The organism is Pseudomonas sp. M1 (genome assembly GCF_022760135.1).
Classification (GTDB): domain Bacteria; phylum Pseudomonadota; class Gammaproteobacteria; order Pseudomonadales; family Pseudomonadaceae; genus Pseudomonas; species Pseudomonas citronellolis.
The window spans coordinates 1,675,990-1,691,189 of record NZ_CP094343.1; the positions used below are offsets into that span (position 1 = coordinate 1,675,990).

A 15,200-nucleotide genomic window follows, 5' to 3' on the forward strand; every position below is an offset into this window, starting at 1 on the left:
TTCCTTGCCGTTGATGGTCGATGGATTTTCGGTTAATGGCCTGAGGGATGCCAAGCAGCCAGAGAGCAGCGTATCGCTGTGTTTTTGTGTTGCCACTTTGTTATCCTCTGGGTCTTTTGGGGAGGATAAACAATGAGGGATTTTTTGTTTTTAGCTGCTCTGGCTGTCACTTTGGTCGGGTGTGGTGAGCAGAATCCGGAAAGGAATGCCGCCAGTGATGCAGCAATGAAAGAAATAAGAATGCAAAGGATGGCCAGAGAGTTTGTATCTGGGGTATTGAAAGATCCAGGAAGTGCTGAGTTTCAGAATCAATCCGGGTTTTGCGGTGAGGTAAATTCAAAGAACTCATATGGCGGGTATGGCGGGTATCAGAGATTTATTGCTGGATCAGCCGAGTTGGTAGTGCTTGAAAGGGATAGTGGAATATCAAAGGCAGAATTCTCAAAGTTGTGGAATAAGTTTTGTAGATAATCATTTTCGATTCAAAGCCCTGCCATAGAGCGGGGCTTTTTATTTGGCAGAGGGCGGTAGAATGTCCGAGAAAGTCGGCAGTATCTATTACACCGTGGAGGCCAAAACAGAAGCGCTTCTTAATGCAGAAAAGGACGTCTCCAAATCTATGGAGAAAATGTCCTCTGAGATGGATAAAGCGGATAAGTCTGCCGACAACCTGAATACCGGACTGAGTAAGCTTGCAAAAGCCATTGGAGCGGTCATTGCCGCAAGCGCTCTGCGGGATATGGCCGCCATGGTGCAGAAGTACCAGGAAATGGCCGACCGGGTTCGACTGGCCACGTCGTCTACGCAGGAGTTCAACACGGTTCAGGCGAGGCTGCTGCAAACTGCCAATGGCACCTATCGTTCGCTGCAGGAGGCACAGGAGCTCTACATTCGCACTGCCGATAGCCTTCGCAGTCTCGGCTATACAACCGCCCAGGCGATGGATGTGCAGGACTCTCTGTCCTATGCCTTCGTGACCAATGCCACCAGCGCTGATCGTGCCGGCGCCGCCATCGATGCCTTCAGCAAGTCGATCAATACTGGCAAGGTCGCTGCTGACCAGTGGGAAACCATTAGCTCTGCGGTTCCGACAGTGATCAACCAGATCGCTGCCGCGTCCGGCAAGTCTGCCGCTCAGGTGCGCGCTCTGGGTGCGGCAGGTAAGCTGACTGCTACCGATCTATCTGAAGGTCTGCGCAAGGCATTGGACGAGAACGCCAAGGCCGCTGCCGGCATGACCAACAACCTGGTAGATGCTGGTGTTCGCACGAAAACGGCACTGACTCAGGTGCTCGTCTCCATTGAGGACCAGACTGGCGCACTGGACACGCTCACGAATGGAATCATCGCTGCGGCTGATGCTGTGCTGAATTTCGGCCTGGATGCCCAGAAGATGGAGTCCTTCTTGCAAGCTGCCGCTGTTGCTGGAGCCGCCCTTGCGTCGATAGTTGCTGGGCGCCTGATTATGGGGCTGAAAGATTCGGCCGCAGCCCTATATGCCTCAACCATTGGAGCTGCAGCCAAGGCGAAAGCTGATCTGGCCGCCGCGCAGGCCGCTACTGTCCTGGCCGCGGAAGAGTTGATTCAGGCCCGTGCCGCCGCAGAGGCGTCTGTAGGGCTCAGCACCCATGCCGCTGCTGCGCAGAGGCTCGCCGTTGCCGAGACGCAAGCGACAGCCGCTACTGCCGCTCTGACTGTGGCTCAGCGTGCCGTAGCTGGTGCGGCGAGTGTCGCCGGGGTTGCCATGGCTGGATTGCGCAGCACCCTGGCGTTCCTCGGCGGCCCTGCTGGCCTGATTCTCCTGGCGGCGACCGCCCTAGTTACATTCGGCATGAACGCCAAGACCGCCAGCACTGAGATTGATGGCCTGGACAAGGCAGTGAAAGACCTGACGAAGTCTCAGGCTGCATTGCAGAACCTGAAGATCGACGAAGCCCTGACGACACTGACCGAGGACGCTGAGAATGCGCGTCGGTCTGTCGAGTTGATGGGCAATCTCATGAAGACCGTTGATCCTGGCTCTGATCGTTATCAACGGCTGAATAAGGTGCTGATTGAGCAGCAAGCAGCCTATGAGGCGAATAGCCAAAAAATCCGCACCTACATGCAGCGGCAGCAGGAACTGCAGAAGGTAATCAATGGACAGCCAGCCAGCGGCGGTAAGTCGACCGAGACGCCAACACTGACGAATCCCACGCCTCCGGACGAGTCTGCAGCGAAGAAAGCGGCTGCTGAAGCGAAGAAGCGAGCCAATGAGATTCGCCAAGGAACCCTGGAGAACGAAAAGGCTATCGGAGAGCTGTCGCAAGCGCTTGCCCAGGCTGGACTGAAGGCGCAAGACCTCGCCGAAGCTCAGGCGGTAATGAAGCTCAACGAATACGCCACGCCTGAGCAGATCGCCCAGGTGAAGGCTCTTGCCGCAGCGCTATATCAGGCCGAGCAGGCGAAAGCGAATAAGCAGCTCCTGGGCCAAGTGGATCCCATCGCCGGCGAGAACCAGGCCTATCAAACAGAGCTGGAGAACCTGAAAAAGCTGAACGATGCCAAGCTTCTTGAGGAGGAGCGCTATCAGGAACTTCGCACTCAGGCAGAGCAAGATCACGATGACCGGCTGAAGCAGTTGGAAGAAGAGCGATTCCGTCGTCAGTCGGCCGGCAACGAGTTGATCATGGCCACCCTGGATGACATCCAGCAGGCCGGAACTAACGCCATGGTTGGGCTGATCACGGGCGCCAACAACGGCAAGGAAGCCATGCAGCAACTGGCAGGATCAATGCTCAACCAGGTAGTTGGTGCGCTGGTTAAGGTAGGCATCGAGCAGGCCAAGAACTTCATCATGGGGCAGAGCATGCAGGCGACCGCAACTGCCCAGGGCGTTGCTCAGGCCGGGGCGTTGGCTGGAGCATATGCCCCAGCAGCAGCTGCGGCCTCTGTGGCCTCGTTTGGCGGCGCCGCCACGGCAGGTCTTGCTGCTATGGCTGCTGCCGTCCCCGCGATGCTTGGACTGCTCGGTGGCCGGCAATATGGCGGCTCGGTCGCTCCCGGCGGGATGTACCGGATCAACGAGAACGGCGCGCCCGAGGTATTCAATGCTGCCAACGGCAGGCAGTACATGCTGCCCAACTCCCGCGGAGAGGTGGTGAGCAATAAAGACGCTTCAGGAGGAAGCTCTCCCGCTGTAAATGTTTCGGTCAATCTGCACGAGGATGCTTCTCGGGCCGGGCAGGTAACGAAAAGCGTGGGCCCAGATGGAGAAGTTCAGATTGATGCTTGGGTGGCGAATCTACTATCAGATGGGAAGACGGCGAAAGCGATAAGCCAGGCATTTGGACTGAAACGGAGAGGCATATGATCGAGTATCCCGAAGACCTGCCTTTCCCCCAGCGCTCTGGGTATGGGTTCACTCCGGTGAGCCCATTGCTGCGCTCTGAGCTGCAGAGCGGTCGAGCACGCCAGCGCCGCAGATTCACCAGTACCCCAACGGTTGGCAGCTTCACCTGGCTGCTCAGCGACACCCAGGCCGTTCTGTTCGAGGCATGGTTCAAGGAAGTGCTGCTCGACGGATCGCAATGGTTTGAGTGTCCGCTCAAGACGCCGATGGGCAAAAAGGCATACGTCGCGCGGTTCACGGATATCTACTCAGGACCTGTGCTGTTCGGACGCAGCCATTGGCAATACAGCGCCAATCTTGAACTTCGCGAGCGACCTGTACTGACCGGTGGCTGGGCCATCTATGCGCCCCAGTTCGTTGCCCACATGAACCTGGTAGACCTTGCCGTTAACAGGGAGTGGCCTGAAGCATGACGATCCTTGAGCGTGTGTATGCTTCCGGTGGTCCAGAGGTAGCGATTGCCACCCTGGAATTGTCCTGTGATGCCTGGGCGGATTCGTTGTTCCTGTGCCAGGGGTTTGAGGACCAGGTGTTCACCACCGAGGACGCCAGGACGGTGACCTTCCAGGCGGCCGGCATCGACGTGGCGATCCCGAAGCGGGACAACTCCGGCGCACAGGAAGTGGGCTTCGCCATCGACAATGTGACCGGGGAAGCCCAGCAGCGAATCGATGCTGCCCTGGATGCTGGCGCGAAGGTCTTCCTGACGCTGCGCATCTTCCTGGACACCGACCGCAGTGCGCCGGCCGAGCCGCCGTACCGGATGGTCGTCAAAAGCGGCAAATGCTCGGCGGCCACCCTTGAGGTGACGGCGGGGTACTACGACCTGATCAACACTGCATGGCCGCGGGACGTGTACACCACGACTTTCGCGCCTGGCCTCAAGTACATCGGCTGATCCATGTTCGACAGATACCTGACGGCCACCTACGTCGAAGGTGGTCGCGAATGGCCGTGCGTGGACTGCTGGGGGCTGGTGATTCTCGCGCGGTGCGAACTGTTCGGGCTGCCGCGGCTGAGCGACTTCGGCGCAGTCACCCGCCATACACCGGTCGACATGCAGCGCGCCTACCGCGCCGAGGTGGACCGCGCCCTGGTCGAGTGCCGTCCCGGTCCTGGAGTGATCGCTGCGGCCATGCGCGGGGCGGTCTGCATCCATGTCGGCCTGGTGGTGGAGAAGGAAGGCCGCCTGCGCGTGCTGGAGATCAACCCTCGTTCCACACCATCCCTCCCGCTCCTTGAAGACTTCGAGGCGCGCTACCTGCGAGTGATCTACTACCGTGATCGAGATCTATCCATCGCGCCTTGAAGGCGAGCCGCTGGAGCGGCACCCGATCATCCGGCCGGTGACCATCCGCGACTGGCTGGTGGCCAACGTGCCGAGCTTCGGCGACCGTGAGGTGCATCCGATCAGCATCGGCCTGATCCCTGCGGAGTTTGCCTGCCGGTCCGACCTGACCGAACGCCAGATCAACGCGGAAGAGCGCGTGGTCCCCGCGGAAGAGTGGGCGTACACGCTGCTGCAACCGCAGGATGTCGTCCGCATCTACATCGAGCCCCGGGGCACCGATCCGTTCACCATCACCGTTGCACTGTTCAAGGGTGCGCAGTCGGTGTTCCGGTCGTTCATGCCGAAGATACCGGGTGTTTCTTCGGTTCCGGGTTCCGGCGAGTCGCTGACCGATTCGAACGCAGATGCGAACAAGGTCAAGCTGGGCGATGTGATCCCCGAGCTGGCCGGGAATCCGAAGCGTTACCCGGACTATCTCGTTCCGCCCCGGAAGTACTTCGCCGGCCCCCGTGAGCAGTGGATGGAGGTGCTGCTGTGTGTTGGAAAGGGGGAGTATCAGATTCCGGCCAGCTCGGTGCTGATTGGAGATACCGCGCTGCTCGCCCTGGGCGCCGATGCGCGGTACACCATCTACGGTCCAGGTGAGGACCTGTCTGCCGAGACCGGGGCCGAGTGGTGGCACACCGCAACGGAAGTGGGGGCTACCTCGACCGGCACGGCCGGCCTGGAACTGACGGTGGCCACCGACGTAACGCAATCGCCCACCGCGAGCGCGTACCAGTTCAATGGCTTCACGATCACCATCCCGACCGGACAGGGCTCCTTCCCCGAGGACTGGGAGGAGGGTCAGGTAATCCGGGTGATCGCACCCTACAGCTACACGGTCACCGATGGGACGCCGCGCGACGTGATCACCGGCCCGCTCGGCATGCTCAATGCCGAACCGGGTGATGAGATCGAGGTAGTGGGTGTCAACGGCGGCTTCTACACGGTGGAGGATTTCGATGTCTCCACCGGGATGACGCTGGATTACGAGTGGGGCGATCCGGCCGACCAGCTGGCGCTGGGTACTGGCTTGGCCACCATCGGGCCGAAGGGGCTGCTCTATCGCATCGTGACGATCAGCGAAGACCTGCAGGTCATCACCGTCGAGCGCCTGGACTCCAGCGGTTCCACCGATACCGGCTGGCCTGGCTTCGATGCCATGACCAGTTCGTCGGCGGTCATCAGCCTGGACCTAAGCGGTTCCGAGGGCGGTTACCGCGGGCCGTTCCCAGCCTGCCCGGAATACGAGAAGACTTCTCTCATTGAGGTCGACGTGTTTATGCCGGAAGGCCTCTGCGGCGTCGGGCGGGAAGGGCAGTTCTACCAGATCAGCGTCTTCTACGACGTGGAGTGGCGAGACATGGCTGTCGGCGGCGCCTGGACCGTGGTCAGCTTCAGCCATGCCGGGAACTCACTCGATCAGCAGGGGTTTACCGACCAGATTGCGCTGCCCTATGCCATGCGGCCTGAGGTGAGAATCCGCAAGGTGTTCGTCAACCAAGGTGGTTATTCGACGAGCGAGTACCGCGATACCGCGCAGTGGTATGGGCTGCGGGCGAAGCTCCAGGCGCCTACCAGCTACGCAGGTGTCACTACCATCGCGGTCAAGGTGCGATCCTCTGACCGCATCTCCTCGATGACGGACAACAAGATATCGATGAGGCCAGTGCGCATCTTGCCGACGCGGAGCGGTGGGGCGTGGACAAGCCCGCAACCCACTCGCGACATCGTGCCCTGGGTGGCCTATGTCGCGAAGTCCATCGGGTACACCGATGCGGACCTTGACCTGGCCCAGCTCGATGCCTTGGATGCCATCTGGAAGTCCAGGGGAGACACCTACGACATCGCGATCACCGATGCCGGGACTGTGAAGAGCAACATCGAGGATGCGCTGGATGCCGGATTCGCCGAACTGACGATTAAGCGCGGCAAGATTTCCCCCGTGCGCGACCAGCCGCGGTCGTCGTTCGATCACATGTACACGCCGCAGAACATGACCGAGGCGCTGGTACGGAGCTTCACTGCTCCGGGGCCTGACGATTATGACGGTGTGGATGTTGAGTACACCGACCGCGACACCGGGGAAACGGCAACAGTCGAATGCCGCATCGCCGGCGATGTCGGAAGGAAAGTCGAGAAGATCAAGGCGCCGGGCGTCATCGACCGAGACCGCGCGTATCGAATTGGCATGCGGCGCCGGATGGTGCAGCTATACCGCCGCTGGGATTACACCTGGTCGACGGAACTGGATGCGCTCAACAGCGACTATCTCAGCTACTGCGTAGTGGCAGATGACGTGCCTGGGTATGCGCAGAGCGCGCTACTGCTGTCGTATCAGATTTTGTCCGGCGGGGTGGTTCAGTTGGAATCCAGCGAGCCGCTGGACTGGTCATCCACTGCCCCGCACGTCGTGGCGGTGCGCCGGCCTGATGGGACTGTTTCTGGTCCTTACGTTGCGACACGGCTGGACGACTACACGCTCACCATCCCATCCCTGGACTTCACCCCGGATGTCTCGTGGGATATCGAGCCACCGCACCTGCTGTTCGGCTCCTTCTTCCGTTGGGCTTATCCGGTTCTGATCACCTCAATCGAGCCCGACAGCAATGTCGGCGCCTCGGTATCCGCTGTGAACTACGACTCGCGTATCTACCAATACGACGACGCGACCGCCCCATAACAACCGAACAACCTCCCCGAACCCGCCACCTGGCGGTTTTTTGCATTCTGGAGCACACGCATGGCTTACACGCCTTTCAATACCGGCAACCCGATTGGCACCTGGGGCTCAGTCGATCCACGTGATTTGGTGGACAACGCCGCGATCCTTGACCGGTGGGTGAATGACCAGACGATCACCCAATGGCGCGACAGATTCGGCGTGCAGCGCCTGACCTGGAATGGCATGGAGGTAGCTTTCCAGCAGGCTCAGGATGACCGCCAGAGTGCTTTCGATGATGAGCAAGCCGAGCATCAGGCTGATTTCGATGCCGCCCAGGCGCAGCGCGAGTCGGACTTCAACGCCTTCCTGCTCGCATCTGGATATCAGTTCATTGGCGATTACGACACCGATGGCCCGCTGACCATCACCCAGGTGAACCAGATTTTCAGCAAGGACGGCGAATTCTGGCGCGCCGGCGCTGCACTGACGCTGCCTTACACCACGGTGAATGATTGGGAGGTCGACGAAGCAAACTTTGTGTCGGTCGGCGATGCGGCATTGCGCCAAGAGTTGGCCGAGGATGATGGCGCAAACAAGGTTGGTTGGTCTCGCCATTCGCTTTCCAGCGCGATCGCCAATGTCCATCAGGCCCTGGATGCGCAAGCAGTAAGTGTTTGGGAGTTTGCTGGTCTTGTCATGAGCAAACCGACTGCCGATCCAGCGACATGGGACTGGGCTCCGGCATTCCAGGCCGCGGTGGATTACGCGGATACACATGGGATCGATGTTGTAGAGGCCTACGGATCGTTTGGGCTTGGAGCCTCAGTGACGATCCCTGCAGGTGTTCTGCTGAGGGGGCGAGGTCGACGCAGCATAATCATCCCGCTATCGACGGGAAGCTTTACCGGCGGCTACTGCTTCTTGCTGAACAACAATGGCTCCATACCAACCGTAGCATTTCCAAACAACCTCTCCGGCGGTATCAGTGGTTTCTGGTTCCAAAACAATAGCCAGACCGCTAGTCGCCGTGCCGTGCTGTACAGCGGCTCGATGATTATCGAGAACCTACGTGGTAGCTACATGACCAGCATGGTCAAATCGCTTGGTAGCGGGGCCTATTCGGACAACTCGCGAATCCGAGGAATCCATTCCGAACCAGTGATCAGCTCTGAGTATCAAGTTGACCTGCAGGGGTTGGGTGATAGCGCCAACATCGGCGACTTGCATTTCCCGCGTAATGGAAGCAGCACAGGACTTGGTGCTGACGGCAACACGAACGGCCTGTCGGTGCAGAACAGCCTGGGCTTTAACGTCAACTGCGTGATCGGCGGCAATATTCGGGTACGCCAAGCGGTAGGTGGCTTCTATGGCCTGCACCTTGAGCTTTCCAGGATTGCGCTGCAATCATCGAGTATCACTATCGCGGATAGTTACCTTTGTCCGAAAACGGACTGGACCCCGATTGTCTGCACCAATGACACCGGTATTCGCGGATCGCTTCGCTTGTGCAATGTTGAATTCGCCCGCATGTATGGCTTGTCTGTGCGAACCGGATACGACATTGAGCTTGATACACACTGGTCGCTGTACACCGAAAATGTCCATCGACGTCATCTGGCTGTCGATAACATTTCGAATGGTACGCACACGGGTATTACAGTCTGCAAGAAAGATGGATCTGCATTATTGGCATTCAACAAATTCTCCTTCGTTTATTCTGGTAAAGGCGCAATCTCTCAGAATTATATGGTGACTCAGGAAGCATATTCCGAAACTCGCGCACTAACTCCAACTGGGCTTTTGAATACTCTAGAAGTTACGGTGTCCGGTGTCACAACTTCTCTCAGTGGAACCTACTACTACAACTCTCAAGTTCTATTGGACAGCACTCGACTTGTTGGTCGCGCAACTTCTGGTGGTGAGAAATCAGGATCGACAACTAACAATATTATCGGCCTGTCCACCTCCCTGGATAACGCGCAGAATGTCATCCTGAGGATGTATCGCGGCACTTCGAGCGGCAATTATGACTCAGTAGTCGACATCCCAATGATGGGTAGCGGTGTTCTGTATGACGACGGCATCAGCGTCAATGGCTATGCCTGGAATTCACGCACTGCAGGTGGCATGGACACTCTGAACAGCATTGGTGAATACAGCTTGCGCGGCAACTCGGATGGCTCCGTTCTTATCAAAGGTCAGGCCGCTCCAACTACTGGAACGTGGCTGCAAGGCGATCAAATTGATCGGACATCGAATCTTGCGGCTGGCGGTAAGAGGTCACGTATTTGCGTTGCAGGCGGATCGCCTGGAACGTGGAAGGACTGGGGCGCCATCGACGCATAAAAATACCAACACAAGGAAACTGCAATGCAACTTATCCCCCAATGGAAACTCTGGTATCGCCGCTTCAGCACTTGGATCATTACCATGATCCCGTTCATCGAGCTGCTGCGGCAGAACCTGCCTTCGCTGCAGGGCGTCATGCCCAGCAACGCCTATCAGATCGCCTATGCCGTCCTGGTGGTACTGGCGGTGGTGGCGATGCAGATCAAGCAGGAGTCGGTCTCCGGCGCTGTTGAGCAGCAGCCTGACGCCTAAGGAGGGCCCATGCCATTCAATGAGCAGCAACTCCTGCGCATCCTCCCCAACGCCGGCCCAAGAGCCGGCGTTTTCGTTTCTGGAGCCTGACCAATGCGTACATCCGAACGGGGCCTGAGCCTCATCAAGTCGTTCGAGGGCCTGCGGCTGCAGGCCTATCAGGATGCCGTCGGCGTCTGGACCATCGGCTATGGCGCCACCCGCGGCGTGAAGGCGGGGATGGCCATCACCAAGGACCAAGCCGAGCGGTTGTTGGTGAACGACGTACAGCGCTTCGAGCCCGATCTCGACAGGCTGGTGAAGGTGCCGCTGAACCAGAGCCAGTGGGATGCCCTCATGAGCTTCGTCTACAACCTGGGCGCGGCCAACCTTGAGTCGTCGACGCTGCTGAAGCTGCTGAACCAGAAGGACTACGCTGGCGCCGCTGATCAGTTCCCGCGCTGGAACAGGGCAGGTGGACAGGTTCTTCAGGGGCTGGTGAAGCGCCGCGCGGCTGAGCGGGCGATGTTCCTTGGGATTCCGGCATGACCTGGCTGCTCAGCTACTGGAAGCCCCTTGCCGTGGCGCTGATCCTCGGCGCCGTCGGGGCGCTCTGCTGGCAGCAGGGCTCCGCACGCACCGATTCAGCCTGGCAGGCGAAGTGGGACCAGCACCTGGCCGCCGATGCCGCGGCAACCGCGAAGGCTCAAGCAGAACAGCGCGCCATCGAGCAGACGCGCCAACAGTCCATCAACCGAGTAACTACCGATGCTCAACGTGAAATCGACCGTGCTGCGGCTGATGCTGCCGCTGCTCGTGCTTCTGCTGGCAGCCTGCGCGACGCCGCCGACCAACTCGCAGCCAGACTGGCAGCAAGTGAAGCCCGCAGCGATACCTGCACTGCCGGAGCAAGCAAGGCAGCTGCCGAGGCCGCCCGAGTGCTCGCCGACGTGCTCAAGCGCGCTGACGAAAGAGCGGGGCGTTTGGCAGACATTGCTGACCAGTCCCGAGCCAGGGGGTTAGCCTGCGAGGCGGCGTATGACGCTGTGAAGTAATGAGCGGCGCCGGCCAGTTGCCGAGATTCCATTCAGGGAGTAGATGGTGGCCGGCGCCGCATGTGCATGATGGCAAAACGGGTAGGGCGGCGATGTCAGTTCGATCTCCTGCAGTCGCAGGAAATTGTGGTGCTGGGTGTGGGAAGTGGGTGCCCAGAACGGGCAAGAAGTGTGGGGCACGTTTGGGGCAATTCTCCCGCCAAACAATGCCATTCAGCGCCAAATGCATGATCTTCTAAGAATGCCTGAGGTCGCCTCAATGCCACTAATTTCGAGGGCTGCAGTGGTTTTCTAGCTTCCTACTGATTCACAATCGGGGTGTGAGCAGAAAGGTCGCTTTGGCTCATGACTTTGGGCGGTCCGTCTTCTATATGCAAAAGCGCCTAGTGTACGGTATCCGGCCTGACGGCTTAAGCATCGGAGTACGCAATGAGCATCAGCGACGAAGGCATCACCGACCTGGCCGCGCGCCTGGGCGCGCAGCTGCAGCGGCTGGGCGCGCGGGTCAGCACCGCCGAGTCCTGCACCGGCGGCGGCATTGCGGAGGCGATCACGCGGATCGCCGGCAGCTCGGCCTGGTTCGACGCCGGCTACGTCACCTATTCCAACGCGCAGAAGAGTGCGCAGTTGGGCGTGCCTGACGAACTTTTCCCACAGGTCGGCGCGGTCAGCCGGGAAGTGGTCGAGGCCATGGCCCGCGGCGCACAGGCGCGCAGTGGCGCGCGTTTCACTGTTGCGGTTAGCGGCATCGCCGGTCCGGACGGTGGTTCGCCAGAGAAGCCTGTAGGAACCGTCTGGTTGTGCTGGGCCGATGGCGAACAATGCTCCGCGCAGCGCTTTCTTTTTTCCGGCGACCGCCTCGAGGTGCGCCGGCAGGCGGTGGCGGCCGCTCTGGACGGGGTGTTGCGACTGGCCGTCGGGGAAAATCCCGTTCGGGGGTAGGCGCGCGCCTTGCCCTGTGAAATAATACTGTCTACTTATACAGTTGTTCGTGGCCCATCCCGGCCGCCTGACTTCGCGAGGACTTCAATGGACGACAACAAGAAGCGCGCCCTGGCCGCGGCCCTGGGACAGATCGAACGCCAATTCGGCAAGGGCGCGGTAATGCGCATGGGCGACCACGAGCGCCAGGCCATCCCGGCCATATCCACCGGCTCCCTCGGCCTGGACATCGCCCTGGGCATCGGCGGCCTGCCGAAAGGCCGGATCGTCGAGATCTACGGCCCGGAATCCTCGGGCAAGACCACCCTGACCCTCTCGGTCATCGCCGAAGCCCAGCGCCAGGGCGCCACCTGCGCCTTCGTCGACGCCGAGCACGCGCTGGACCCGGACTACGCCGGCAAGCTGGGCGTCAACGTTGACGACCTGCTGGTCTCGCAGCCGGACACCGGCGAGCAGGCCCTGGAAATCACCGACATGCTGGTGCGCTCCAATGCGGTGGACGTGATCATCGTCGACTCCGTGGCGGCGCTGGTGCCCAAGGCCGAGATCGAAGGCGAGATGGGCGATGCCCACGTCGGCCTGCAGGCCCGCCTGATGTCCCAGGCGCTGCGCAAGATCACCGGCAACATCAAGAATGCCAACTGCCTGGTCATCTTCATCAACCAGATCCGCATGAAGATCGGCGTGATGTTCGGCAACCCGGAGACCACCACCGGCGGCAACGCCCTGAAGTTCTACGCCTCCGTGCGCCTGGACATCCGCCGTACCGGCGCGGTGAAGGAAGGCGACGAGGTGGTCGGCAGCGAAACCCGCGTCAAGGTGGTGAAGAACAAGGTCGCCCCGCCGTTCCGCCAGGCCGAGTTCCAGATCCTCTACGGCAAGGGCATCTACCGCACCGGCGAGATCATCGACCTGGGTGTGCAACTGGGCCTGGTGGAGAAATCCGGCGCCTGGTACAGCTACCAGGGCAGCAAGATCGGCCAGGGCAAGGCCAACGCCGCCAAGTACCTGGAAGAGAACGCGGAAATCTGCGCGGTGCTGGACAAGGCCATTCGCGAGCAACTGCTGAACAACCAGCCGGCGCCGACCAAGGCCGAGCTGGCTGCAGCCGAAGCTGCCGAGGCCGCTGAAGCCGATCTCGACTACTGATCCCGCCGATGCCGACCGTGCTCGATACGCCCGTCGCCGTGCGGCGGGCCGCCATGGACCTCCTGGCGCGACGCGAGCACGGTCGTGCTGAACTCGTCCGCAAGCTGCGCCAGCGTGGCGCGCCTGCGGAACTTATCGAGCCCGCCCTCGACCGCCTGGCCGAGGAAGGGCTGCTCAACGAATCCCGTTACCTGGAAGCCTTCATCGCCAGCAAGGCGCGCAGCGGCTATGGCCCCTTGCGCATCCGCGAGGAACTGAGCCAGCGCGGCCTGCCACGAGGCGAGATCGAAAAGGCCCTGGGCGAGGCGGATGTCGACTGGCAGGCGCAACTGCGGGATGTCTGGCGCCGCAAGTTCCCCCGCCTGCCCCAGGACGCCAGGGAGCGTGCCCAGCAGGGGCGTTTCCTCGCCTACCGGGGGTTTTCCATGGAAGCCATCAACCGCCTGTTCAGCGGGCGGGGCGGGGACGACTGAGCCCGGGCCCGGCGCTGGTTGACCGGCCTGTCGGCCGGATCGCGGACGGAGTCCGCTCCTACGCCCTCCGGCAAACACAAGGCCCGTAGGATGGCGTTGAGCGAAGCGATACCCATCACCACGACTGCATGGGTTTCGCCAAGGCTCAACCCATCCGTTGAGGCGCACCTTGGCGCGGCCGGCAAGACAGTTGCCCCTACGCCATTCCATACACCGTTTTCCCGGAATCACGCGCCAGCGCGGTGTCACGTCGGGCCAACGGCGGATAACCGCGAACGGTTATACGCCCTACGGTTGGGCGTGGGCGTAGGAGCGGACTCCGTCCGCGATAGCCGGAACCACCGGCGCGGATCGCGGATAAGATCCGCTCCTACGCCACCCACCCGCGCCATCCCATGTAGGAGCGCGCCCTGCGCGCGAATCGCGGGCAGGGCCCGCTTGTATGGCGGTAGGGTAGGAACCTGTCGGGGGTGGAGGGACAAGACCCGCTTCTGCAAGCCAGACGGTAGGAGACTTCCCCCACCCACGCGCTCACGACAAGCGCCGATAAGGAATCCATCGGATTTGAGTAGCAGCTCAAACCGACAATATCAGCAAGCCTGCGCCACTGTGAGCCCCGACAGGTCGACCCCATCTTCACCGTCGGAGAACACCATGACAAGCCAGGTCACGGTTATTGGAATCGATGTTGCCAAGGAAACACTGAGCCTGTGCGATGCCCGCACCGGTGAGGTGTTCGAACTGCCTAACGAAGCCCGTGCGATCAAGGCCTGGCTCAAGACGCTGCCATCCCACTGCGCCATCGCAATCGAGGCAACGGGCATCTACCACGTGCTGGTTGCCAGTCTGGCGCATGCCCGGAAGCACCGGATCTACCTCATCAACGGCTTCCGCCTGAGCAACTATCGCAAGGGGATCGGTGGGCGAAACAAGGACGACCGTAGCGACGCCCAACTCCTGGCCCGCTACCTGTCCCATGAACAGGCGCAGTTGGAGCCCTGGCAGCCCCCGAGCAAGGTGTACTGCCGTTTGCAGGCGTTGCTGCACCGTCGAGCCGTGCTCGTCCGTAATGTCACGTCGCTGCGTCAGAGCTTCTCCCAGGACCCTATGCTGGCAAGGGCATTGAAGCCGGTCCTCAAGCGCATGGCTGTCCTGGAGCAACGCCTGGAGACACAGATCCAGCTCGTGCTGGAGGAGGCCGGGCTGAAGGAGCAGAGCAAGCGTTGCCAGGCCATCGAGGGAATCGGACCACTGACGGCCGCAGCGCTGATCCTGGCATTTCTGCGAGGGCATTTCCGCAACAGCGACGCCTTCATCGCATTTCTGGGGCTGGATGTGCGACTCAAGGAGTCTGGCCGTTACAGCGGCCGGCGGAAGCTGACCAAGCAAGGCGATCCGGAAATCCGCCGGCTACTGCACAACGCCGCCATGGCTGCAGCTCGCACCAAACGCTGGAGGGAGCTCTATCAGGGCTATTTGGCACGCGGGCTGAAGACAACCGAGGCCTTGACCGTCCTGGCCCGCAAACTCGCCAGAATCGCCTTTGCCCTGATGCAGACACAGACGACCTACCAACCCCGGGGATAAGCCGTCATTGACATAGAATCTTACA

Annotated in this window: 14 protein-coding genes and 1 pseudogene; all 15 read left to right on the top strand. The window is 60.6% G+C overall.

Annotated features, from left to right (window positions below; all coding sequences use genetic code 11):
• Positions 1–132 precede the first annotated feature (132 nt).
• The 15 genes and pseudogenes from PM1_RS07630 to PM1_RS07695 all read left to right on the top strand — a co-directional run bounded on the left by PM1_RS07630 (position 133) and on the right by PM1_RS07695 (position 15,175).
• Positions 133–471, top strand: coding sequence for a hypothetical protein (locus tag PM1_RS07630; RefSeq protein ID WP_084229664.1), 339 nt, complete (start codon positions 133–135; stop codon positions 469–471).
• Between the two features lie 61 nt (positions 472–532).
• On the top strand, positions 533–3,352 hold the full coding sequence (locus PM1_RS07635) for a tape measure protein (protein ID WP_009616826.1): 2,820 nt from the start codon (positions 533–535) through the stop codon (positions 3,350–3,352).
• Positions 3,349–3,804, top strand: coding sequence for a hypothetical protein (locus PM1_RS07640; protein ID WP_009616827.1), 456 nt, complete (start codon positions 3,349–3,351; stop codon positions 3,802–3,804). The genes PM1_RS07635 and PM1_RS07640 overlap by 4 nt, the downstream gene beginning before the upstream one ends.
• Positions 3,801–4,289 (top strand): DUF1833 family protein, encoded by a 489-nt coding sequence (locus tag PM1_RS07645; RefSeq protein WP_009616828.1) that lies wholly within the window; start codon positions 3,801–3,803, stop codon positions 4,287–4,289. Before PM1_RS07640 ends, PM1_RS07645 begins: the two co-directional genes overlap by 4 nt.
• 3 nt (positions 4,290–4,292) lie before the next feature.
• Positions 4,293–4,700 (top strand): hypothetical protein, encoded by a 408-nt coding sequence (locus PM1_RS07650; protein ID WP_009616829.1) that lies wholly within the window; start codon positions 4,293–4,295, stop codon positions 4,698–4,700.
• On the top strand, positions 4,672–7,407 hold the full coding sequence (locus PM1_RS07655; protein WP_009616830.1) for a host specificity factor TipJ family phage tail protein: 2,736 nt from the start codon (positions 4,672–4,674) through the stop codon (positions 7,405–7,407). The genes PM1_RS07650 and PM1_RS07655 overlap by 29 nt, the downstream gene beginning before the upstream one ends.
• A 60-nt stretch (positions 7,408–7,467) precedes the next feature.
• Positions 7,468–9,735, top strand: a complete 2,268-nt coding sequence (locus PM1_RS07660; protein WP_009616831.1) for a hypothetical protein — start codon at positions 7,468–7,470, stop codon at positions 9,733–9,735.
• A 24-nt stretch (positions 9,736–9,759) separates the two neighbouring features.
• The gene (locus PM1_RS07665) at positions 9,760–9,990 is read left to right on the top strand and encodes a DUF7940 domain-containing protein (protein ID WP_009616833.1); all 231 of its coding nucleotides are present in this window, start codon (positions 9,760–9,762) and stop codon (positions 9,988–9,990) included.
• A 9-nt stretch (positions 9,991–9,999) separates the two neighbouring features.
• Positions 10,000–10,068: pseudogene (locus PM1_RS31215) on the top strand (glycoside hydrolase family 19 protein); the annotation flags it as partial.
• A 15-nt stretch (positions 10,069–10,083) separates the two neighbouring features.
• Positions 10,084–10,518, top strand: a complete 435-nt coding sequence (locus PM1_RS07670) for a lysozyme (protein WP_009616835.1) — start codon at positions 10,084–10,086, stop codon at positions 10,516–10,518.
• Entirely contained in the window at positions 10,515–11,024 is a 510-nt protein-coding gene (locus tag PM1_RS07675) for a DUF2514 family protein (RefSeq protein ID WP_043300125.1), read from the top strand. The genes PM1_RS07670 and PM1_RS07675 overlap by 4 nt, the downstream gene beginning before the upstream one ends.
• 429 nt (positions 11,025–11,453) lie before the next feature.
• On the top strand, positions 11,454–11,966 hold the full coding sequence (locus tag PM1_RS07680) for a CinA family protein (RefSeq protein ID WP_009616837.1): 513 nt from the start codon (positions 11,454–11,456) through the stop codon (positions 11,964–11,966).
• A gap of 87 nt (positions 11,967–12,053) precedes the next feature.
• Positions 12,054–13,115, top strand: a complete 1,062-nt coding sequence (gene recA / locus PM1_RS07685) for a recombinase RecA (RefSeq protein WP_009616839.1) — start codon at positions 12,054–12,056, stop codon at positions 13,113–13,115.
• An 8-nt stretch (positions 13,116–13,123) separates the two neighbouring features.
• Entirely contained in the window at positions 13,124–13,588 is a 465-nt protein-coding gene (gene recX / locus PM1_RS07690) for a recombination regulator RecX (protein WP_009616841.1), read from the top strand.
• Between the two features lie 654 nt (positions 13,589–14,242).
• Positions 14,243–15,175, top strand: a complete 933-nt coding sequence (locus PM1_RS07695) for an IS110 family transposase (RefSeq protein ID WP_009616843.1) — start codon at positions 14,243–14,245, stop codon at positions 15,173–15,175.
• Positions 15,176–15,200: the final 25 nt, after the last annotated feature.